We start from the raw sequence: 21,328 nt of genomic DNA on the forward strand, positions 1-21,328 counted from the left end.
GTGGCGGCGCTGCGCGCGGGCCTGCTCGGCGTGGGCATGATGGGCCGTCACCACGCCCGCGTGCTCCGCGAGATCGAGGGCGTCGACCTCGTCGCGATCGCCGACCCCGGGGGAGACCCGCACGGCGTCGCGGGCACCCTGCCGATCCTTCCCGACGTCTCGGCGCTCATCGACGTGGGCATCGACATCGCCGTCGTCGCGGTGCCGACCGCGTTCCACGAGGAGGCGGCGCTCGCGCTGGCGGATGCCGGTGTGCACACGCTCGTGGAGAAACCCATCGCCCACTCGCTGGACGCCGGGCAGCGGATGGTCGACGCGTTCGCCGCCGCGGGCCTGGTCGGCGCGGTCGGGCACATCGAGCGGTTCAACCCCGCGCTGCAGGAGCTGCGCAAGCGGCTCGAGGCGGGCGCCCTCGGCGCCGTCTACCAGATCACGACGCGTCGGCAGGGCCCGTTCCCGTCGCGCATCGCCGACGTCGGCGTCGCGAAGGATCTCGCCTCCCACGACATCGACCTCACCGCGTGGGTCGCGCAGTCGACCTACGAGCGCGTGTTCGCGCAGACCGCGTTCAAGTCGGGACGCGAGTTCGAGGACATGATCGCGATCACCGGGCGCCTGGCATCCGGCGTGATCGTGAACCACCTCGTGAACTGGCTCAGCCCGATGAAGGAGCGCGTCACGATCGTCACCGGCGAGAAGGGCGCGTTCGTCGCCGACACGGCCACCGGCGACCTCACCTTCCACGCGAACGGGACGATCCCGCTGGAGTGGGAGTCGGTCTCCAGCTTCCGCGGCGTCTCCGAGGGCGACGTCATCCGCTACGCGTTCCCGAAGCGCGAGCCCCTGCGCGTCGAGCACGAGGCCTTCCGCGACGCGGTGCTGGGCAGGCCGAGCGACGTCGTCACGATGGAGCAGGGGCAGCGCACGCTCCAGGTCGTCGAGACGGCCCTGGACTCGGCGCGCGCCGGCACGGCGGCCACGCTGACCGCATGAGCCGGCGGGGCGCGGCCGGCACCGTCGCGCCGGCCGGGCCGCCGTCCGCCGGTGCGGCGGGCGGCACGCGCAGGTTCCTCACCGAGGTGCACGGCGTGCGCGGCGTCGCGCTCGGGCTCGTCGTCGCCTTCCACCTGTTCGGCGGCGGGCGGGTGTCGGGCGGCGTCGACGTCTTCCTCGTCATCTCGGCGTATCTGCTCACGGGCGGGATCGATCGCGCCCTGCGCGAGGGGCGGTTCTCGCTCGTCGCGCGGTACGCGCGCACGTTCTCGGGCCTGCTGCCCGCCGCGCTGCTCGTGCTCGTCGCCGTCGGCGTCGCGGGCCTCGCGATCCTGCCCGTGTCGCGCTGGGAGCAGCTGCTGCGCGAGGTCGCGGCCTCGGCGCTGCTGGCGCAGAACGCCGAGCTCGCCGGCTCGGGCCTCGCCTACGGCGCGGCGGGACCCGGCGCCAGCCCGCTGCAGCACTTCTGGTCGCTGTCGGTGCAGGGGCAGTTCCTGCTGCTGTGGCCACTGCTGGCCGTCGTGCTCGCGGGAGTGCTCGCGCTGCTGCGGCGCACGTGGTCGTCCGCGCTGTTCGCGGTCGTCACCGGCATCCTCACGGCGGCGTCGTTCGCCTACGCCGTGCACCTCGTCGGCGTCGACCAGCAGGTCGCGTACTACTCCTTCCCCGCGCGTGCGTGGGAGATGGGCGCGGGCGCCCTCGCGGCCCTCGTGCTCGCCCGGGTGCGGGTCGCGCCGGCGCTCGGCGGCGTGCTCGCGTGGACGGGCGTCGCACTCATCGTCAGCAGCGGCTTCGTCGTCGACGGCGCGCAGGCGTTCCCCGGCCCGTGGACGCTGTGGCCGGTGCTGGGCACCATCGCGATGCTCGCCGGCAGCGAGTCGGGCGGCGCGCCGCGCGCGGGCCTCACGCGCGTGCTGCAGCTGCGCCCGCTCACCTGGCTCGCCGACATCGCCTACCCCCTCTATCTCTGGCACTGGCCGATCCTGGTGTACTTCCTCGCGTGGAACGGCCACGACCGCGTCGGCCCGGCCGGCGCCGCCGGCATCCTCGTCGTCTCGCTGCTGGCCGCGTGGGCGACGCAGCGCTGGCTCGTCGACGTCGTCGCGCGCCGTGCGCGGCGTGCCGTGGTCTCGCGCGCCGGTGCGTGGCGGGTGCTCGCGGCGCTCGTCGCCGGGTCGCTCGTCGTGGGCGGCGCGGCCGCCGGGGGCGCGGCGTGGGAGCGGCAGCGGGCCGAGGCGACGCTGGGCACCGAGGCCGACGCCGCGCAGCATCCGGGTGCGGCCGCGCTCGTGCCGGGTGCCGACGAATCTCTGGGCACGGCGGAATCGGGGATCGCGGGCCCGTGGGACGAGGCGCCCGTGCCCGCGCCGGAGGTCGCCGTGCGCGACCTGCCCGACATATATTCCCGTGGATGCATACAGAACTGGCGCGACGGCGACGGGCTCGACGAGGTGCTCGTGTGCGACGACGAGCCGGGCACGCGCACGGTCGTGCTGAGCGGCGGCTCGCACGCGGTGCAGTTCTATCCGGCGCTGCGCGAGATCGCCGACGCGCAGGGGTGGCGCCTCGTCGTCGTCGACAAGGACGGATGCCGTCTCGCCGCGGAGGATCCGCTGGTGCCGCGGCGCCCCTCGTGCGTCGCGTGGAACGAGAAGGCCCTCGACGTCATCCTCGGCCTGCATCCCGACGCCGTCGTGACGATCGGCACCGAGACCCGGTCGGAGTCGGGCGCCGAGGGCGCGGAGAACGTGCCCGACGGGCAGGTGGCGGTGTGGCGGCAGCTCTCCGACGCGGGCGTGCCCGTGATCGCGCTGCGCGACAGCCCCCGCTTCCCGCACGTCGTGCCGGAGTGCCTGCAGGAGAACGAGGATGCCGCGGCCTGCGGCCTCGCGCGCTCCGAGGTGTACGCGGAGGTCTCGCCGCTGGAGGCGCGCGCCGACCTCCCGGACGACGTGATCGGCATCGACCTGGCCGACGGCTTCTGCGGCGTCGAGCGGTGCGAGCCCATCGTCGGCAACGTCGTCGCCTACCGCGACCAGTCGCACCTCACCGCCACCTACGCCCGCACCCTCGCGCCGCTGCTGGCCGAGCGTCTCGCCGCCGCCGCGCCGTGGCTCATGCCCGCGGGCAGGTCGCCGGAGTAGTCCGACCGCGGCGAGTTGCGGGTGTGCCGGCGCGGAACTCGCACTGTGCCGCGGTTGAAAGATTGTGCCGCGGTTGAAGGACTGTGCCGCGGGTGAACGTGCTCGGTCGGGGCTCGCGCGCCTCTAGACTTGACGGCCGTGAGAGTCGTCAGCGTCGTCGGTGCGCGTCCGCAGTTCGTCAAGCTCGCCCCCATCGACAGCGCGATGCGCGCGGCCGGTGTCGAGCACGTCATCGTGCACACGGGCCAGCACTACGACCCGATGCTGTCGGACGTGTTCTTCACCGAGCTCGGGATATCCCAGCCCGACGTGCACCTCGGCGTCGGCAGCGGCACGCACGGCGTGCAGACCGGCGCGATGCTCGCGGCGCTCGACGGCGTCTTCGCGGCGCAGCGGCCCGACTGGGTGCTGGTGTACGGCGACACGAACTCGACGGTCGCCGCGGCGCTGTCGGCCGTGAAGCTGCACCTGCCGGTCGCGCACCTGGAGGCGGGGCTGCGCAGCTTCAACCGGAGGATGCCGGAGGAGCACAACCGCGTGCTCACCGACCACGCCGCCGACCTGCTGCTCGCCCCCACGCGCGTCGCGGTCGAGCATCTGGCGACCGAGGGGCTCTCGGGCCGCACGGTGCTCGTCGGCGACGTCATGACCGACGTCCTGCACCGCGTGCGCGACGAGGTCGCGGGCCGGCCGTCGCCGCTCGTCGCCGAGCTCGGCGTGCCGGCCGGCGAGCACTACGTCGCGACGATCCACCGTGCCGAGAACACCGACGATCCGGACCGTCTCGCCGAGATCGCGGACGCCCTCGCCGCGCTCGACCGGCCCGTCGTGCTGCTCGCGCACCCGCGCGTCGTCGCGAAGGCGGCGGACCACGGCATCCGCCTCACGCAGGGGTCGCTGCACGCGCACGCGCCGCTCGCCTACGCCGACCTCATCGCGTCGGTGCTGCAGAGCGCCGGCGTCGTGACCGACTCGGGCGGGCTGCAGAAGGAGGCGTTCCTGCTGCGCGTGCCGTGCACGACCGTGCGCACCGAGACCGAGTGGGTCGAGACCGTCGAACTGGGCTGGAACGTGCTCGCGCGCACCGGCGCCGAGATCGCCGCCGCCGTGACGCGCCCCGCGCCCACGCCGACCGACGCCACGCCCTACGGCGACGGTCACGCCGCCGAGCGCGTCGTCGAGGTGCTGCGCGCCCGCGGCTGAACCGCCGCATCCATCGTCCGTCGGATCCGCGTCCCCGGCCGGGGCCGGGCCCGCGCGCACAGGGAGCGTCCCGCTCGCGCGCCTAGACTGGCATCCATGCGTATCGCTGTCGTGGCCCTCGGCAAGATCGGCCTTCCCCTCGCGGTGCAGTTCGCCGATGCCGGGCACGAGGTGATCGGCGTCGACGTGAATCCGGCGCTCGTGGCGTCGGTGAACGCCGCCCGCGAGCCGTTCCCGGGCGAGGAGCACCTGCAGGAGAAGCTGTCGCAGCTCGTCCCGACGGGACGGCTGCGCGCGACGACCGACTACGCCGAGGCGATCCCGGGCGCCGACGTGGTCGTGGTGGTCGTGCCGCTGTTCGTCGACGAGGCGACGTGGGAGCCCGACTTCGCATGGATGGATGCCGCGACGCGCTCCATCGCCGCGCACCTGGGCGAGGGGACGCTCGTCTCGTACGAGACGACGCTGCCGGTCGGCACGACGCGCACACGCTGGAAGCCGCTGCTGGAGGCCGAGTCGGGGCTCGTCGAGGGCCGCGACTTCTACGTCGTGTTCTCGCCGGAGCGCGTGCTCACGGGCCGCGTGTTCGCCGACCTGCGCAAGTACCCCAAGCTCATCGGCGGCCTGTCCGACGAGGGGGCGCGCCGGGCGCGCGCGTTCTACGAGGCGGTGCTGCAGTTCGACGCGCGCACCGACCTGCCCCGCGCCAACGGCGTGTGGGACCTCGGCACGGCCGAGGCCGCCGAGATGGCCAAGCTCGCCGAGACGACGTACCGCGACGTCAACATCGGGCTCGCCAACCAGTTCGGGCTGTTCGCCGCCGACCACGGCATCGACGTGTACGCCGTGATCGAGGCCTGCAACTCGCAGCCCTACTCGCACATCCATCGTCCCGGCATCGCCGTCGGCGGCCACTGCATCCCCGTCTATCCGCGCCTGTACCTCGCGGGCGACCCCGACGCCGAGATCGTGCGCACGGCCCGCCTGCTGAACGCGTCGATGCCCGAGCGGGTCATCGGCCGCGCCGCCGAGCTGCTCGGCTCGCTCGAGGGGCTGCAGACGGTCGTGCTCGGGGCGACCTACCGCGGGGGAGTGAAGGAGACCGCCTTCTCGGGCGTGTTCCCGCTCGTCGCGGCGCTGCAGGAGCGCGGTGCGACCGTGCGCGTGCACGATCCGCTCTACAGCGACGACGAGCTGCGCGCGCTGGGCCTCGAGCCGTACACGATCGGGGAGACCGCCGACGTCGCCGTCGTGCACACCGATCACCTCGTCTACCGCGCGCTCACGCCCGCCGACGTCCCCGGCATCCGTCTGCTCGTCGACGGCCGCGACTGCACCGACGCCGCCGCATGGCGGGGAACGCCGCGCGTCGTGGTCGGTCGCGGCTGACCCCCGCGGGAGGATCTCCTCGTGAGCTGGTTCGATGCACTGTGGCCCGTGACGGTCGCGCTCCTCGTCATCCTGGCGCCCGGCGCCGTGGCGGCGCTGCTGGCGGGACTGCGCGGCTTCTGGATGCTCGCGGCCGCGGCGCCGCTGAGCCTGGCGGGCCTCGCCGCCACGAGCATGGCGGCGATCGTCGTGCCGTTCGCGTGGACGCCGCTCGTCTGGGGCGTCACGGTCGTCGCGCTGCTGATCGTCGCGACCGCGATCGGCCTGCTCGCGCGGCGCCGGGGCGCGCCCGACGAGGCGGCCGTCGTGCCGGCGACCCGCTCATGGATCCCGTTCCTCGCGGTCGGCGTCGCCGCCGCGCTGCTCGTGCCGCGCCTCATGCACGCGTTCGTCGAGCCGGCCTCGATCTCGCAGACGTTCGACAACATCTACCACCTCAACGCCGTGCGGTACGTGCTGGAGACGGGGGCGATCGCGCCCACGCAGCAGCTCATCACGGGCTTCTACCCGAGCCTGTGGCACGCGCTCACGGCGACCGTCGCGATGCTGAGCGGGGCGAGCATCCCCGTCGCGGTGAACGCGGTGAGCCTCGTGCTCGCCGGGGTCGTGTGGGCCACGTCGTGCGTCTGGCTCGCGCGGCAGCTCGCGGGCGACCGCGGCACGGTCGTGGTGGCCGCGGGCGTCCTCGCCGCCGCCATCCCCGCCTTCCCGCTGCTCATGCTCGACTTCGGCGTGCTCTACCCGAACGTGCTGTCGCTGTCGCTGCTGCCGTCGGCGCTCGCGGCGCTCGTGTCGGTCACCCGCGCCGCGCGGGGCGAACAGCCGCCGTCGCTCGTGCGCTGGGCGCTGCTGATCGCGCTCGTGCCCACCATCGCGCTCGCGCACCCGAGCACGCTCATCGCCTTCTTCTGGATCGGCGTCTGGCCCGCCCTCGACGGGCTCGTGCGCTGGATCGTGCGGCGCGCGCGCGACGGCGCGGCGTGGATCGGCACGGTCGCGGGCATCCTCGCCTGGATCGTCGCGTGGGTCATCGCCGGCGTCGTCGTCGCGGTCGCCCGGCCCACCGAGCAGCAGGCGTTCTGGGAGGCCACGTTCGCCAAGCGCGACGCCCTCGCGCACGTCGCCGGCAACGGCTTCGTCGGAGCGCCGCTCAACATCGCCGTGTCGGTGCTCATGTTCGCGGGCGTCGTCGCCGTGATCGTGGCGTGGCGGCGGCTGTGGTGGCTCGTGCTGTCGTGGCTCACGCTCGCGTTCATCTATGCCGTGTGCACCGCCGACATCACCGCCGACCACGTCGAGGGGTGGCGCTACGCCCTCACGGGCACGTGGTACAGCGACGCGTTCCGCATCGCGGCCCTGTTCCCGACGCTGGTCGTGCCGCTCGCGGCGCTCGGTGCCGGCGGTGTCGTCGCGCTCGTCTCGCGGCTGGTGCGCGGACGCCGGCCGGGCGACAGCGCGATCGTCGCGGCCATCGTGCTCGTCGTCGTGGCGGTCGCCACGCAGCTGTCGCCGGCCCTGGCGGCATCCACGCGCTCGGCGCGCACGATGTACACGATCACGGCGACGTCGCCGCTGCTGACGATCCAGGAACGGGCGCTGCTGGAGCGGCTGCCGCAGCACGTGCCGGCGGACGAGATCACGGTCGGCAGCCCGTGGACGGGGACCTCGCTCGCGTTCGCGCTGGGGGAGCGCGGGGCGCTCGTCTCGCACATCTACGCCGATCTCGACAACGTGCTGCCGCCCGACACGGCGACCATCGTCGAGCGGCTGAACCAGGCATGGGACGACCCCGAGGTGTGCGCCGCGGTCGAGCGCACGCGGGCGTTCTGGGTCATCGACTTCGGCGCGCGCGAGATCCACAACGGCGACCACCCCTATCCCGGGCTCGACGACCTCGCCGACTCCGGCGTCGCCGAGCTCGTCGACAGCGAGGGCGACGCCGCCCGCCTCTACCGCATCACCGCCTGCGACTGACCCGGCCCCGCATCCCACCCCGCGCCCGAGGGTGCTAGCTGTCTGCGCGAGGGTGCCAGTTGTCTCACCGAGGGTGCTTTCGCCGCGAGCGTGAAAGCACCCTGGCGAGAACAGTTAGCACCCTGGCGAGAACAGTTAGCACCCTGGCGAGAACAGTTAGCACCCTGGCGAGAACAGTTAGCACCCTCGCGAGAACAACTGGCACCCTCGCGGGAGGGGGGACCGAGGCGGCTACTCGCGGGCGCGGGGGCCGGCGTCGCGGGGGCCGGCGTCGCGGGGGAACGGGCGGTAGGTGGGGTGGGAGGGGGTGGCCTGGATGTCGAGCTGCAGGGAGCTGATGAGCAGCTGGGTGCCGATCATCAGGGGGAGGGCGGCGAGCATGACGGTCGCGGCGGTCGCGACGACCGACGAGGCGATCTGGAACACCATCCAGATGCTCACGCCCAGGCCGAACACGAACAGGATGATGCCGAGGAACAGCAGCAGCGCGATCGGCGAGAACGACCACAGCACGTAGCGGTACCAGATGCGCGACCAGAAGCCGACCGTCAGGCGGTTGAGCAGCTCGGGGATGACCTTGCGCAGCCGGATGCTCGACACCTCGTCGCCGTACACCGCCGGGATCGGCACGTCGGTCGCCGGCACCTGCAGGATGTTCAGGTGGATGAGCAGGTCGTTCTCGAAGCTGTACCGCTTCGCGACGCGGTCGAGCGGCACGCGGCGCAGCACCTCGGTGCGCACCGCCGTGTAGCCGTTCTGCGGGTCGAAGAGGTTCCAGTACCCCGACGCCAGCTTCGTCATGAACGACAGCACGATGTTGCCGAAGACGCGATAGCGCGGCATGCCGCGGAACGACTCCGGGCCGTAGAACCGGTTCGCCTTCGCGAAGCCGAAGCCCTCGTCGGTCACCTGGTCGAGCAGCGCCGGCAGGTGGTCGGGGTCCATCTGCGCGTCGCCGGCCATCACGACGTTGACGTCGGAGCCGAGCTCCATCGCCGCGCGGTGCGCCGTGATGATCGCGCCGCCGACGCCCTGGTTGACCTCGTGCCGGATGAGGGTGAGCCGCGGGTCGCCGACCGCCGTCGCGGCGCCGCTCGTGTCGTCGGGACTGCAGTCGTCGACGACGACGATGTGGTCCACGAAGTCGGGCATCGTCTCGATGACCCGCGCGATCATCTTCTCTTCCTTGTAGGCGGGTACGACCGCCGCGATCACAGCGCCCTTATACATCGGCGGTGGTGCTCCTCGGGGGCTGAGGGGCCTGGAAGACCCAGTAGCGATAGATGAAGTAGTTCCACACGGTGGTGGCGACGACCGCCAGCACCTTGCCGACGACCCAGCCCGCGCCCAGGGCGTCGACGCCCCACACGATGCCGGCCGTCGCGACGGTGTTGAAGCCCACCAGCACGGCGTACCGCACGACCGACGGCGCCACCCGGGCGTCCGAGGCGAACGCGACGACCCGCTGCAGCGTGTACGTCACGACGAACGACGCCAGGAAGGCGATCGCGCTCGCGATCGCGAGCGGGATGCGCAGCACCTCGTGCGCGATCCACAGCAGCAGCAGGTCGAACAGGAACGCCACCCCGCCGACGACGAGGTAGCGCACGGCCGACGAGCCCCAGAGCCGGGTCCAGGCGCGCGCCGGTTGTCGAAGAACGGGGTGGGACATCGACGGACAGTCTTGCAGAGAGTTCTGGATGGCGGCTGCACGGTGCGGCGTGCCGCGCCGGGTAGCGTTGTGCGCATGGATCTTCTCATCGTCGGTTCCGGATTCTTCGGACTCACCATCGCCGAGCGCGCCGCGGAGGCGGGCCGCAAGGTCACCGTCATCGACCGCCGTCACCACATCGGCGGCAACGCGTACAGCGAGAACGAGGAGTCGACCGGCATCGAGGTGCACCGCTACGGCGCGCACCTCTTCCACACGTCGAACCCGGCGGTGTGGGAGTACGTGAACCGCTTCACGACCTTCACCGACTACGTGCACCGCGTGTACACGAACCACCGCGGCGTCGTGTATCCGCTGCCGATCAACCTCGGCACGATCAACCAGTTCTTCCAGTCGGCGCACACGCCCGACGAGGCGCGCGCGCTCATCCAGGAGCAGGCGGGCGAGTTCGACCCCAAGCAGGCGCAGAACCTCGAGGAGCGCGGCATCGGCCTCATCGGCCGCCCGCTGTACGAGGCGTTCATCCGCGACTACACCGCCAAGCAGTGGCAGACCGACCCGAAGAACCTGCCCGCCGAGGTGATCAGCCGCCTGCCCGTGCGCTACACCTACGACAACCGCTACTTCAACGACACGTGGGAGGGCCTGCCGACCGACGGCTACACCGCGTGGCTGGAGCGGATGGCCGACCACCCGAACATCGAGGTGCGCCTCGACACCGACTTCTTCGACGCGACGCAGCCGCTGAACAAGGCGGCGACCGTGGGCCGGGTGCCGATCGTCTACACGGGCCCCGTCGACCGCTACTTCGACTTCGCCGAGGGCGAGCTCAGCTGGCGCACGCTCGACTTCGAGGAGGAGGTACTCGAGGTGGGCGACTTCCAGGGCACGAGCGTCATGAACTACGCGGATGCCGAGGTGCCCTACACCCGCATCCATGAGTTCAAGCACTTCCACCCCGAGCGCGCCGGCCGCTACCCGGCCGACCGCACCGTGATCATGCGCGAGTTCTCGCGCTTCGCGACGCGCGAGGACGAGCCGTACTATCCCGTGAACACGCCCGAGGACCGCTCGGGCCTCGTCGCCTACCGCGAGCTGGCGAAGGGCGAGAAGGACGTGCACTTCGGTGGACGCCTCGGCACCTACCAGTACCTCGACATGCACATGGCGATCGGATCGGCGCTGTCGATGTGGAACAATCAGTTGGCGTGACACAGGTCCTCGACGACCCGGCGACCCGAACGCCAGGCCGTCCTGAAACCGTCGCGCGTCGCCTCGACATCGACGGCCTGCGGGCGCTCGCCATCGCGCTCGTGGTCGTCTATCACGTCTGGTCTCTGCGCGTCTCGGGTGGCGTCGACGTCTTCTTGATGATCTCGGCGTACTTCCTGACGGCGTCGTTCCTGCGCAAGGCCGAGGGCGGGAGGCCGCTGCGGCTGGGCGGGTACTGGCTGGGCCGGTTCCGCCGGCTGCTGCCCGCCGCGGCCGTGACGATCATCGGCACGCTCGGGCTGATCTGGATGTGGTTCCCGCGCTCGACGTGGTCGGACCTGCTGGAGCAGGCCTGGGCGTCGCTGTTCTACGTCGAGAACTGGGCGCTCGCCGCCGCCGAGGTCGACTACTACGCGCGCGACCTCGTGCTGCCGAGCCCCTTCCAGCACTTCTGGTCGCTGTCGGTGCAGGGGCAGGTGTTCCTCGCCTGGCCGCTGCTCATCGTCGTCGCGCTGGGCGTCGCGCGCCTGCTGCGGGTGCGGCCGCGGCCGGCGCTCATCGCCGTGTTCTCGGTCGTGTTCGCGGCATCCCTCGCCTACTCGATCCACATCACCGCCGAGAACCAGGCCTTCGCCTACTTCGACACGGGCGCGCGGCTGTGGGAGTTCGCGATCGGCTCGCTGCTCGCGCTGCTCACGCCGTGGCTGCGGCTGCCGCGCGTGCTCGCCGCCGTCGTCGGCTGGCTCGGCATCGCGGCGCTCATCGCGTGCGGCCTGCTGCTCGACGTGCGCGCGGGCTTCCCCGGCTACCTCGCGCTGTGGCCCACGCTGGCCGCCGCCGCCGTGATCATCGCGGGCGAGGGCGACACCCGCGGCGGGCCGGCGCGCCTGCTGTCGGCCTGGCCGTTCCAGCGGCTCGGGACGATCGCCTACGCGCTCTACCTCGTGCACTGGCCGATCCTCATCACCTATCTGCTGCTGTTCGATCCGCCGTCGGTGACCCTCGGGGCCGGCGCGACCGTGATCGGGCTCTCGCTCGTGCTCGCGATCGTCATCACGTACGGCATCGAGCAGCCGTTGCAGCGGTGGCAGCCGCTCAGCAGGAACACGCCCGCGCTCGCGCTCGTCGTCGTGCTCATCGGCCTCACCACGGTGCCGCTCACGATCTGGCAGCGCGTCGAGGCGCAGACCGTCGCCGAGGCCGCGCGGCAGGTGCCCAATCCCGGCGCCGCGATCCTCTTCGACCCGCTGATCGTCGAGCCCGACGACGCGGTGCCGCTGCTGCCGGATGCGGGATCGCTCGACGCCGAGTGGGTGTGGTACGACGAGTGCCCCGCCGACGCGCTCGCCTCGGTGCTCGTCGAGACCTGCAGCCACCGCGCGGCCGAGCAGCCGAGCAGGTCGGTGCTTGTGATCGGCGACTCGCACGCGCAGCAGTGGGGCGGCGCGCTCACGCCGATCGCCGAGGAGGAGGGCTGGGAGCTGACGACCCTGCTCCGGGGCGGCTGCGCCTTCGCGGCCGACGAGCCCGCACCGTGGGCCGACGACTGCGACGAGTGGCGCGCCGCCGCCGCGGCCTACGCCGTCGAGGCCAAGCCCGACCTCATCGTGCTGATGGGCACCAAGACCGTTCCCGAGTCGCCCGACGAGCGCGCGCTGCAGGGGCTCGACGTGTCGATCCGCGACCTGAGCGCCGCGGGCGCGCCGCTCGTGCTGCTGCGCGACAACCCGCGCTTCGCCGAGAACATCTTCGCGTGCGTCGAGCTGGGGGGACCGGATGCCGCGGAGTGCTCGCGCGACCGCAGCGCGGTGCTCGCGGCGCGGAACCCGGCCGACGTGTTCGAGGGCGACGACGTGCACGTCGTCGACCTCACCGACTACCTCTGTCCCGACCTGACCTGCCCGCCCGTGATCGGCGGGGTCGTCATCTACATCGACCACGACCACATCACGCGCACCTATGCCGAGAGCCTGGCGCCGATCCTGCGCGAGGCGCTGCAGCACGCCCTGCGCTGGTGAGCGGCCGCTGCGCCGGCGAAACGGCGGCACGTAGGATCGACTCGTGACCACCGCCGTCGTCGGCGCCCCGGGCTCCCCGCGGCGCTACCTGCACTCGCTGTGGCTGCTGTCGGCCCGCGACCTGCGCGTGCGGTACGCGACGAGCGCCCTCGGCTACCTCTGGTCGGTGCTCGATCCGCTCGTGATGAGCGCGATCTACTGGTTCGTGTTCACGATCGTCTTCGACCGCGGCAGCATCGGCGCCGAGCCCTACATCGTGTTCCTCATCGCCGGGCTGCTGCCGTGGGTGTGGTTCAACGCGTGCGTGTCGGACTTCACCCGCGCCTTCAGCAAGGACGCCCGTCTCGTGCGCTCGACCGCGATCCCGCGCACCATCTGGGTGGGGCGCATCGTCGTGAGCAAGGGCACGGAGTTCCTGCTCTCGCTGCCCGTGCTCGCGATCTTCGCGCTCGTCGTCACGCCGCACGTGCAGCCGAACGCGATGCTGCTGCTGTTCCCGGTCGGGGTGCTGCTGCAGACCGTGCTGCTCGTGGGCCTCGGGCTCGTCATCGCGCCGCTGTGCGTGCTGTGGGGCGACCTCGAGCGCACGACGCGGCTCGTGCTGCGCGCCCTCTTCTACGCGTCGCCCGTGATCTACGGCGTCGTCGACCTGCCGCCCGGCATCATCCAGCAGCTCGCCATGCTCAACCCGCTCGCGGGCATCTTCACGCTCTACCGCTCGGGGCTGTTCGCCCAGGACTGGAACGGCGTCGCCGTCGCGGTGAGCGCCGTCGTCAGCGTGCTCGTGCTCGTGCTCGGCCTCCTCGTCTTCCGGCGGCTGGAGCCGGCCGTGCTCAAGGAGCTGTGATGACGGGCGACGCGATCCGGGTCGACGGTCTCGGCATCCTGTTCCGGCGCGGGCGCCGCGGCCGGCGCAGCCTGAAGGACCTCTTCGGCGGCAGGCACCGGCGGGCGCGGCCGGGGGAGTTCTGGGCGCTGCGCGACGTGGGCTTCACCGTGTCGCACGGCGAGTCGATCGGCGTCGTCGGCCGCAACGGGCAGGGCAAGTCGACGCTGCTCAAGCTCGTCGCGGGCGTGCTGCTCGCCGACGAGGGCACCGTCGAGGTGAACGGCGGCGTCGCCCCGCTCATCGAGCTCACCGGCGGGTTCGTCGGCGATCTCACGGTGCGCGAGAACGTGCGGCTCACGGCGGGGCTGCACGGGATGCCGAAGGCCGAGATCGCGCGCCGCTTCGACGACATCATCGACTTCGCCGAGCTCGCCGACTTCGTCGACACCCCGTACAAGCACCTGTCCAACGGCATGAAGGTGCGACTCGCGTTCTCGGTCGTCTCGCAGCTCGACGAGCCCATCCTGCTCGTCGACGAGGTGCTGGCGGTCGGCGACCGCGGCTTCCGCGAGAAGTGCTACCGGCGCATCGACGAGCTGCTGCGCGACGGCCGCACGCTGTTCTTCGTGAGCCACAACGAGAAGGACCTCCGCCGCTTCTGCACGCGCGGGCTCTACCTCGACGGCGGGCGGCTCGTGCTCGACGGCCCCATCGGCGACGTGCTCGACCGCTACAACGCCGACACCAGCGCGCGCGCGTAGGCTTGCGGCAGCTTCAGAGGCTTGCAGGGTATGCTCTTCCGGGCCGTTCCCGGCTCGCCGGACAGCTCCCGGCATCCACGAATCGAAGGATGAGTTTCCTTGGCTCACGTGCTTCAGTACGTCGTCTTCCCGCTGGATCGCGACCCTGACCTGCTGCCCCTGTACGCCGACCCGGAGACCTGGACCTCCGTCGACGAGGAGGCCGTGCGGGTGTCGGCGCGCGCCCAGCTGGGAAACATCCTCAGCCGCCGTTCGGCGCGCGTCTCGGCGGGGCGCCGCGTGTCGTTCGCCTCGTACTTCAACGGCTTCCCCGCCTCGTACTGGCAGCACTGGACGTCGGTGCGCGAGATCACCCTCACGGTGCGCACCGAGGGCAGGGCGACGATCCTGGTCTACCGCTCTAACGGCGCGGGCGCCCGGCAGCGCCTGGAGACGCGCGAGGTCTCCGGCGTGTCGGAGCAGCACATCCCGCTGACCCTCAACCAGTACAGCGACGGCGGGTGGATCTGGTTCGACATCGCCGCCGACGACGAGACGGCGACCTTCGTCGGCGCCGAGTGGACGACCGACCACGAGCCCGTGCGCACCGGCAAGGCGTCGATCGGCATCACGACCTACAACAAGCCCGACTACTGCGTCGAGACGCTGCGCAGCCTCGCCGACGCGCCCGAGGCGCTCGCGCTCATCGACCGCGTCTTCATCATCGACCAGGGCACGCAGAACGTCGTCGACGAAGACGGCTACGACGAGGTGGCGGGCCGTCTCGGCGACACGCTGCAGATCATCCGGCAGCCCAACCTGGGCGGCTCCGGCGGCTTCTCGCGCGCGATGCTCGAGTCGCTGCAGCGTCCCGAGAGCGACTTCGTGCAGCTGCTCGACGACGACGTGCGCATCGAGCCCGAGTCGCTGCGCCGGTCGATCACCTTCGGCCAGTTCGCGACGATCCCCACGATCGTCGGCGCGCACATGTTCGACCTGCTCGACCGGCCCAAGCTGCACGCGTGGGCGGAGGTCGTCGACGACGAGCCGTTCATGTGGCGCAACCTGTACCAGGAGCGGATGCCGCACGACTTCTCGACGGCGAACCTGCGGCAGACGATGATCCTGCACATGCGCCTCGACGCCGACTACAACGGCTGGTGGATGTGCCTGCTCCCGCTCGACGTCATCCGCGCCGTCGGGCTGTCGCTGCCCGCCTTCATCAAGTGGGACGACGCGGAGTTCTGCGTGCGCGCCCGCGACGCGGGCTTCCCGACCGTCTCGGTGCCCGGCGTGGCGCTGTGGCACGTGTCGTGGATGGGCAAGGACGACTCGATCGACTGGCAGGCCTACTTCCACATTCGCAACCGCCTCGTCGGGGCGCTGCTGCACCAGCGCGCCCCGCGCGGCGGCACGCTGCTCCGGCACAGCCGCCGCGTCGACCTCAAGCACCTGATGATGATGCAGTACTACGCGGTCGCGCTGCGGCACCGCGCGCTGCGCGACGTGCTGTCGGGCCCCGAGCACATGCGCGCGAACCTCGCGACCGCGATGCCCGAGGCGCGCGCGCTCGCCGCGGAGTACCCCGAGACCGTCGTGCACAAGGACACCGGCATCCCGCTGCGGTCGCGGCGCGGGCGTCAGGTGTTCAAGATCCAGAAGCGCAACGAGTTCGACAGCCCGACGGGCCTCGGGCTGCGCTGGTTCACGCTGACGACCCTCGTCGCGCACTGGTTCCACACGCCCAAGCCGCAGAACCTCACGCAGCCCGAGGCCGAGTTCGGCAAGGGCGACGCGCAGTGGTGGCGCGTGCCGCTCTACGACAGCGCGCTCGTGAGCGCTGCCGACGGCAGCGGCAAGTCGATCTTCACGCGCGATCGCGCGAAGTACCGGCGCATGCTCGTCGACACCGTGCGCCTGCACGCGCGCCTGAAGCGCGAGTGGCCGAAGCTGCAGCGGCGCTACCAGCAGGCGCTGCCGGAGATGACGAGCGAGGCGGCCTGGCGCCGCACCTTCGAGGGGGAGTAGGCGAGGGGAGCGGGTGCGACGGGCGGCCGTGCGCCGCCCGCTACGCGTCCGTCCGCTGCGCGCCGTCGGCCGTCAGCGGCGGCATGGGCTTCCACGAGCGGTCGCGCGAGATGCGGCCGCCGTCGCGCAGGCCGCGGAACAGGTTCGACGTGCCGCGCACCTTGCGCTCCACGAGCAGCAGGCGGATGATCTCCTTGCCGAAGGTGAGCGCCGTGCCGAGGCCGAACAGCACGGGGTTGTAGACGCCGTGCACGCGATAGTACTGCTTGATGTGCCCGCGGTTGCGCATGATGTAGTAGCGGTAGGCGTCGCTCGACGCGTTCATGTGGCGGATGCCCATGTCCCACTGCCTGATCTCGCGCGTGCGGCGCAGCACGAACTCGTCGACGATGACGGATGCCGTCACGCGGGAGGCCTGCCAGCCGTACACCTGGTCGTCCCAGTAGATGAAGAACCGCGGGTCGGGCAGGCCGATCTGCCGCACGACGTCGCGGTGGATGAACATGCCCTCGAAGCAGCCCGAGTTCATCGCCTTGTAGCCCGAGTCGTCGAAGCCGCTCGGCGCGAACGGGATCGGGATGCCCATGCGCTCGGCGATGCGGTACTGCCAGTAGAACTCGCTGCCGTCGTAGTCGTAGCGGCGGCCCTGGATGCTGCGGAAGCGCGGCGCCCACGCGCCCATCCTGGCGAGGCCGTCGGGCAGCACCTCGACGTCGTCGTCCATGAGCCAGATCCAGGTCGAGCCGAGCTCGTAGGCGAGGCGCATGCCCTCGCTGAAGCCGCCGGAGCCGCCGGTGTTGGTCTCCATGCGGCGGTACACGAGCGTCGTGCCGAGCCGCTCGGGGAACGACTCGACCGTCTCGGGGGTGTCGTCGGTCGACGCGTTGTCGACGACGACGACGTGACCGGGCTTCGGGTCCATGCGCGAGATCGACTCCAGCAGGCCCGTCAGGAGGTGCGATCGGTTGAAGGTCACGATCGCGATCGTCGCCGATGCGGGATCGAAGGCAGGGGCAGAGGGCGGCATGGCCCGACCATCCTATCGGCCTAGCCGATGGTCGGCAGAGTGCCCGTCGGCGGCCGCGGATCGACGCGATCGCGCCAGGAGCGGGACTGTCCCGCGCGCACGACGCAGATCACGAGCAGCAGCCACCCGGTGCCCACGAGCGTGAAGCTCTCGAACAAGGAGACGGCCACGAGCGTGACGAGCATGAGCGGCGTCCACGCGTAGACGACCGAGCGCCGGTCGGCGGCCACGAGCCACGAGCGCACGACCGCGGTCGCGATCATCGCGACGAACAGCACGAGGCCCACCCAGCCGATCTGCAGCAGCACGTCGACGAAGGCGTTCAGCGCGCTCCCGTGGCTCTCCTGCAGCAGGAAGTTGAGGGTGTAGTACGGCGGCACGTCGCGATCCCACGCGCCGATCCAGCCCCAGCCCTGCACGGGACGCATGCGCACGTAGTAGTTCACCTGCGTCCACAGCTCGCTGCGCAGCGCGAGGTCGTCGCGCGCGCCGAGGAGGTCGAGGATGCGGCGCTGCAGGATCACGAGCGTCAGGCCCACCGCGACGACGACGCCCGCGAGCAGCCACTGCACGGCGCGACGGCGGTGCGCCGGGACGGCGCGGACGATCGCGAGGGCCGCCGCCGCGAGCAGCACGGCCGCGGCGAGCACGTAGACGGTGGGGGACGCCGACAGCAGCGCGAGCGCGCCGGCGAGCGTGAGCGAGAGCACGGCGACGCCGCGGCGCACCGACTGCGTGCGCAGCTCGATCGCGAACGTGATGAGCGCGACGACGGCCACGAAGCCCAGCATGTTGCGCGTGCCGAACACGCCCTGCACGGGGCCGAGCTCGGCGAGCCGGCCCTGGATGCCGAGGAAGTCCAGCGGCGTGTCGAACAGCACGCCCGACAGGATCTCCAGCGCGAGCGACGCGCCGAGGGCGACGCGGCAGACGTCGCCGAGGGCGCGCACGGTCTGCAGCGTGTCGCGCACGTGCCCGATCGTGACGGCGAGCACGGCGATCGCGCACAGCGACACCCAGCCGCTCAGCGCCGCCGTGACGTCGATGCTCCAGCTCATGCTGATGAGCGCCCACGCGACGAGCGCGAGCAGCGTGAGGGGCACGAGCCGCGGCAGCGAGAACTCGCGCCGCCGCGCCGCGAGGATCGCGATGCCGAGCACGCAGAGGCCCGCGATGACGGTGACGAGCGTGACGGTGCCGGAGAGCCGCGAGATGAGGTGCGCGCCGAGCACCGCGGCGAACACGCACAGCGTGTAGGCGCGCGAGAGGTCGGCGGATCGCAGCAGCTCGATCACCCGCGGCACGCGTCGCAGCTCCGGGTCGCTCATGTGCCGGGGAGCTGCTCGCCCTGCTCGCCGATCAGCCGCTGCTCGCTGGGGCCGCGGCCGACGAGCGGCGCGCACTTGATCTTGAACGCGAACAGCACGATCAGCATCCACCCCCAGTTCAGCAGCGGTGTCGACTCCGCGAGCCCCTGCACGATCAGCAGGGCGCCCAGCAGGGTCGGCACGAGCGTGACGGACGAGTAGGGGCGGTCGGCGACGAGGTCCCAGCGCGGCCGGTCGACGGCGAAGAACCACGACCGCCAGACGAACGCGAGGAGGAGCAGCACCATGAGCACGACGCCGACGGCGCCGAGCTGCAGGGCGACGTCGAGCCACATGTTGTGCGCCTGCATGACGGTCACGCCGTGGTCGACGATCCATTCGTCGAAGAACGGGTCGGACGGCATCCACGGCGTCGCGAAGCCCCACCCGGTCCACGGGCGCTCGCCGGCGCGCTCGGCGACGGCGGCCCAGATCGTCTCGCGGCCGGTGAGATCGGCCGAGCGGCCGAGCAGCGTGAAGATCGTGTCGCGGGCGAACCACGCGACGCCCAGGCCGCCGAGGCCCACGACGGCGAACGCGGCGTAGTAGCGGGTGCGCTGCCCCGGCCGCGTCGTGGTGCGCATGAGCAGCACGGTCGCGAGCACGACGAGCACGCCGAGGGCGGCCAGGTACGCGGTCGCCGAGCCCGCGCGGTAGAACAGGAAGGCCGAGAGCGCGAACCACAGCACGAGCAGGGGGCGGCGCGGCGCGCGCGAGACGAAGCGCACCGCGAACACGATCATCCCGAGCAGGGCGACGTAGGCGAGCGCGTTCGCGTTGCCGAAGAGGCCCTGGATGCGCCCGCCGTCGAAGAGGTTGTCGCGGCACCACAGCACGATCGGGTCGTCGACGGGCCGCTCGGGACGCACGAACTGCGGCAGGATCGGCCCGCCCCAGACGAGCGACACCCACAGCTCGAAGAGCAGAGAGAGACCCAGGATCCACTTGATCGCCGACGCGAGCGCGGTCACGGCCTCGCGCCACGTCAGCACGGTCGCCACGAGCAGGCCGCAGACGGTCGTGACGAGGAGCAGGGCGAGCGTCGTCGCGGACGCGCCGGGGTAGGCGCTCCACACGAGCGAGCAGACCGCCCACACGATGTACCCGACGACGAACCACGGCAGCCGCCGCCACGGCACGTCGGCGCGGCGCGCGACCCACAGGGCCGCCGACACGACGCCGATGAGCGCCATCGCCACGGCCGAGCCCGTGACGCCGAAGGCCATGAGCCACGCGGTGCCGGCGAGACCGGACGCGAGCACGAAGATGCACCAGCCGCGCAGCAGCAGGTGCCCCGTCGTCGCGCGGACCGGCGCCGCGGGCGGCGTCGAGATCGGGTGCGAGGACATCACGGCCATGGTGAGATCAGGCTACCGTGGGCTGTCCTACGCTGGCAGTGTGCTGATCTCGCTCGCCAACGCGCCTCGCGAGTACTCGTGGGGGTCGCGCACGCTCCTTCCCGAGCTGACCGGACGCCCGCCGCGCGACGTGCCCGAGGCGGAGATCTGGTACGGCGACCACCCCGGCTGCCCCGCCCGCACGCCCGACGGCCGCGCGCTCGACGACGTGCTGCGCGCGCACGGCGAGCCGCCGCTGCCGTACCTCATGAAGCTGCTCGCCGCCGGGTCGTCGCTGTCGATCCAGGCGCACCCGTCGAAGCGCGAGGCGGTCGAGGGCTGCGCGCGCGAGGACGCGGCGGGCATCGACCGGGATGCCGCGTCGCGCAACTACCGCGACGACAACCACAAGCCCGAGATCATCGTCGCGCTGAGCGATCGCTTCCGCGCCCTCGTCGGTCTGCGCCCGCTCGCCGCGACCCGGGCCCTGCTCGCGCCGCTGGCGGAGTCCGCGCCGGCGGGGGAGCCCGCCGCGACGGGGGAGGGCGTGGGCGCCCTCCTGCGGCGTCTCGACACGGCGGGACGCTCGGAGGCCGACACGCTCCGCGCCGTGATCGCGTGGGCGCTGTCGGGCCGGGCGGCGCCCGAGGTCGCGGCGCTGGAGCACGCGCTGCACGCCACGGCCGAGCGCGCGGGCGACGGCGGCGAGGAGCTCGCGGTGCTGCGCGGCATCGCGCGCGACTTCCCGGGCGATCCGGGCCTGATCGTCGCGGCGCTGATGAACCTGGTCGTGCTGCGCCGCGGCGAGGCGCTGTTCGCGCCCGCGGGCGTGCTGCACGCCTATCAGGACGGTCTCGGCGTCGAGGTGATGGCCGCGAGCGACAACGTGCTGCGCGGCGGCCTCACCCCCAAGCACGTCGACGTCGACGAGCTGCTGCGCGTCGTGGACACGTCGCCGGGCGCGCCGCCGCTCGTCGCCCCCGTCGGGGACGACGGCGCGCGGGTGTTCGACGTGGGGATCCCCGACTTCCGCGTGCGCCACGTCGAGGTCGGCGACGCGGGGCACCGCCTCGTCACCGGCGGTCCCGCGATGGTGCTCGCGACGCGCGGCACCGTGACCGTGGCGGCGGGCGGCGACGAGGTCGTCCTGGCGCCCGCCGAGGCGGTGCTCGCGCTCGGCGAGACCGCCGTGACGGTGCGCGGCGACGGCGAGGTCTTCGTCGCCGAGCCCGGGGCGTGACCCGCCGCCGGAGCGTCGTGAACGTTCCGTGACACGCCGTCGGCGCGTCGTGAAGGTTCAAGGAGGTCTTGAGGGTTTACTATTTGCGACTTGACCTCAGCGAATGACACGGGTGTAATTAGGCATACGTCCGTGAGGGCGTTTCCACAGGTCAG

At 72.0% G+C, this 21,328-nt stretch carries 16 protein-coding genes; 11 read left to right on the forward strand and 5 right to left on the reverse strand.

The genetic code is table 11. The features are described 5' to 3' along the window. The 5 genes from AOA12_RS05455 (at position 1) to AOA12_RS05475 (ending at position 7,703) form a co-directional block, all read left to right on the forward strand. On the forward strand, positions 1–993 hold the full coding sequence (locus tag AOA12_RS05455) for a Gfo/Idh/MocA family protein (RefSeq protein ID WP_082405982.1): 993 nt from the start codon (positions 1–3) through the stop codon (positions 991–993). Then, positions 990–3,137 (forward strand): acyltransferase family protein, encoded by a 2,148-nt coding sequence (locus AOA12_RS05460; protein ID WP_054681002.1) that lies wholly within the window; start codon positions 990–992, stop codon positions 3,135–3,137. Before AOA12_RS05455 ends, AOA12_RS05460 begins: the two co-directional genes overlap by 4 nt. A 138-nt stretch (positions 3,138–3,275) precedes the next feature. Next, on the forward strand, positions 3,276–4,340 hold the full coding sequence (gene wecB, locus AOA12_RS05465) for a non-hydrolyzing UDP-N-acetylglucosamine 2-epimerase (RefSeq protein WP_054686811.1): 1,065 nt from the start codon (positions 3,276–3,278) through the stop codon (positions 4,338–4,340). A gap of 96 nt (positions 4,341–4,436) precedes the next feature. Then, entirely contained in the window at positions 4,437–5,729 is a 1,293-nt protein-coding gene (locus AOA12_RS05470) for a nucleotide sugar dehydrogenase (RefSeq protein WP_054681003.1), read from the forward strand. 21 nt (positions 5,730–5,750) lie between these two features. Then, the gene (locus AOA12_RS05475; protein WP_054681004.1) at positions 5,751–7,703 is read left to right on the forward strand and encodes a DUF6541 family protein; all 1,953 of its coding nucleotides are present in this window, start codon (positions 5,751–5,753) and stop codon (positions 7,701–7,703) included. A 231-nt stretch (positions 7,704–7,934) separates the two neighbouring features. Here the strand turns inward: AOA12_RS05475 and AOA12_RS05480 are convergent, their stop codons facing one another. Then, entirely contained in the window at positions 7,935–8,933 is a 999-nt protein-coding gene (locus AOA12_RS05480; RefSeq protein WP_082405984.1) for a glycosyltransferase family 2 protein, read from the reverse strand. Continuing rightward, complete coding sequence (locus tag AOA12_RS05485) at positions 8,926–9,375, reverse strand: GtrA family protein (protein WP_082405986.1); 450 nt, start codon at positions 9,373–9,375, stop codon at positions 8,926–8,928. Before AOA12_RS05485 ends, AOA12_RS05480 begins: the two co-directional genes overlap by 8 nt. Positions 9,376–9,450: 75 nt before the next feature. On the opposite strand from AOA12_RS05485, the gene glf reads away from it, so the two are divergent. The 5 genes from glf to AOA12_RS05510 all read left to right on the forward strand — a co-directional run bounded on the left by glf (position 9,451) and on the right by AOA12_RS05510 (position 16,202). Continuing rightward, positions 9,451–10,587, forward strand: a complete 1,137-nt coding sequence (gene glf, locus AOA12_RS05490) for a UDP-galactopyranose mutase (protein WP_054681007.1) — start codon at positions 9,451–9,453, stop codon at positions 10,585–10,587. After that, complete coding sequence (locus AOA12_RS05495; protein ID WP_054681008.1) at positions 10,584–12,605, forward strand: acyltransferase family protein; 2,022 nt, start codon at positions 10,584–10,586, stop codon at positions 12,603–12,605. Before glf ends, AOA12_RS05495 begins: the two co-directional genes overlap by 4 nt. Before the next feature lie 43 nt (positions 12,606–12,648). Continuing rightward, entirely contained in the window at positions 12,649–13,452 is an 804-nt protein-coding gene (locus AOA12_RS05500; protein ID WP_054681009.1) for an ABC transporter permease, read from the forward strand. Beyond that, entirely contained in the window at positions 13,452–14,195 is a 744-nt protein-coding gene (locus tag AOA12_RS05505; RefSeq protein WP_054681010.1) for an ABC transporter ATP-binding protein, read from the forward strand. The genes AOA12_RS05500 and AOA12_RS05505 overlap by 1 nt, the downstream gene beginning before the upstream one ends. 108 nt (positions 14,196–14,303) lie before the next feature. After that, the gene (locus AOA12_RS05510; protein ID WP_231637235.1) at positions 14,304–16,202 is read left to right on the forward strand and encodes a glycosyltransferase; all 1,899 of its coding nucleotides are present in this window, start codon (positions 14,304–14,306) and stop codon (positions 16,200–16,202) included. A gap of 40 nt (positions 16,203–16,242) precedes the next feature. On the opposite strand, the gene AOA12_RS05515 is transcribed toward AOA12_RS05510, so the two are convergent. The 3 genes from AOA12_RS05515 to AOA12_RS05525 are packed head-to-tail and all read right to left on the reverse strand — an operon-like array spanning position 16,243 to position 19,954. Further along, the gene (locus AOA12_RS05515; RefSeq protein WP_054681012.1) at positions 16,243–17,229 is read right to left on the reverse strand and encodes a glycosyltransferase; all 987 of its coding nucleotides are present in this window, start codon (positions 17,227–17,229) and stop codon (positions 16,243–16,245) included. A gap of 20 nt (positions 17,230–17,249) precedes the next feature. Beyond that, entirely contained in the window at positions 17,250–18,557 is a 1,308-nt protein-coding gene (locus AOA12_RS05520; RefSeq protein WP_054681013.1) for an O-antigen ligase family protein, read from the reverse strand. Continuing rightward, positions 18,554–19,954 carry an O-antigen ligase family protein gene (locus AOA12_RS05525; protein WP_054681014.1) on the reverse strand — a complete coding sequence of 467 codons (1,401 nt, stop codon included), beginning with the start codon at positions 19,952–19,954 and terminating at the stop codon, positions 18,554–18,556. The genes AOA12_RS05520 and AOA12_RS05525 overlap by 4 nt, the downstream gene beginning before the upstream one ends. Positions 19,955–19,994: 40 nt before the next feature. Here AOA12_RS05525 and manA point away from each other — a divergent pair, with 40 nt between their 5' ends. Next, entirely contained in the window at positions 19,995–21,173 is a 1,179-nt protein-coding gene (gene manA, locus AOA12_RS05530) for a mannose-6-phosphate isomerase, class I (protein ID WP_054686813.1), read from the forward strand. Positions 21,174–21,328 lie beyond the last annotated feature (155 nt).

This window comes from Microbacterium sp. No. 7, assembly GCF_001314225.1.
GTDB lineage: Bacteria > Actinomycetota > Actinomycetes > Actinomycetales > Microbacteriaceae > Microbacterium.

What these genes read in the sequence shown, in the direction of transcription:
- AOA12_RS05460 (WP_054681002.1), top strand. Translation starts at nt 990, where the DNA reads ATGAGCCGGCGGGGCGCGGCCGGCACCGTCGCGCCGGCCGGGCCGCCG.
- AOA12_RS05470 (WP_054681003.1), top strand. Translation starts at nt 4,437, where the DNA reads ATGCGTATCGCTGTCGTGGCCCTCGGCAAGATCGGCCTTCCCCTCGCG.
- AOA12_RS05480 (WP_082405984.1), bottom strand. Translation starts at nt 8,933, where the DNA reads ATGTATAAGGGCGCTGTGATCGCGGCGGTCGTACCCGCCTACAAGGAA.
- AOA12_RS05485 (WP_082405986.1), bottom strand. Translation starts at nt 9,375, where the DNA reads ATGTCCCACCCCGTTCTTCGACAACCGGCGCGCGCCTGGACCCGGCTC.
- glf (WP_054681007.1), top strand. Translation starts at nt 9,451, where the DNA reads ATGGATCTTCTCATCGTCGGTTCCGGATTCTTCGGACTCACCATCGCC.
- AOA12_RS05505 (WP_054681010.1), top strand. Translation starts at nt 13,452, where the DNA reads ATGACGGGCGACGCGATCCGGGTCGACGGTCTCGGCATCCTGTTCCGG.
- AOA12_RS05515 (WP_054681012.1), bottom strand. Translation starts at nt 17,229, where the DNA reads ATGCCGCCCTCTGCCCCTGCCTTCGATCCCGCATCGGCGACGATCGCG.
- AOA12_RS05520 (WP_054681013.1), bottom strand. Translation starts at nt 18,557, where the DNA reads ATGAGCGACCCGGAGCTGCGACGCGTGCCGCGGGTGATCGAGCTGCTG.
- AOA12_RS05525 (WP_054681014.1), bottom strand. Translation starts at nt 19,954, where the DNA reads ATGGCCGTGATGTCCTCGCACCCGATCTCGACGCCGCCCGCGGCGCCG.